Annotated in this window: 1 protein-coding gene; it reads left to right on the top strand. The window is 63.8% G+C overall.

Going from position 1 to position 556, the window contains the following annotated elements; genetic code table 11:
- The coding region (locus EGI20_RS18990; protein WP_498633265.1) for a circularly permuted type 2 ATP-grasp protein at positions 1 to 556 on the top strand (556 nt) is incomplete at both ends.

Below are 556 nucleotides of genomic sequence, written 5' to 3'. Positions count from 1 at the left end.
ACCCGACCCTGCTGCTGGCCACCCTGCGCCAAGCCAGCCGCCAGGAAAACCCGACCGTGGTGGTCCTCACCCCGGGGCAGCACAACAGCGCCTACTTCGAACATGCCGTCCTCGCCCAGCAGATGGGGGTCGAGCTGGTCGAAGGACGCGACCTGTTCGTGCGCGACGACCACGTCTATATGCGCACCACCGCCGGCCACAAGCGTATCGATGTAATCTACCGCCGCATCGACGATGCCTTCCTCGACCCGCTGGCGTTCCGCCCGGACTCGATGCTGGGCGTGCCCGGCCTGATGCATGCCTATCGTCAGGGTAATGTGGTGCTGACCAATGCCATCGGCACCGGCGTGGCCGACGACAAGTCCATCTACCCCTATGTGCCGGAGATGATCCGCTTCTATCTGGGCGAAGAACCCATTTTGCACAATGTCGAAACCTTCCAGTGCCGCAACCCGAGCGAGCTGGACCATGTGCTGGCCAATCTGGACAAGCTGGTAGTCAAGGAAGTACACGGTGCCGGCGGCTACGGCATGCTGGTCGGCCCGGCCGCCAGCCG

Source organism: Aquitalea sp. S1-19 (assembly GCF_024343515.1).
The sequence above is the reverse complement of the archived record's forward strand: the minus strand, read 5'-3'. Positions and strand labels throughout refer to the sequence as shown.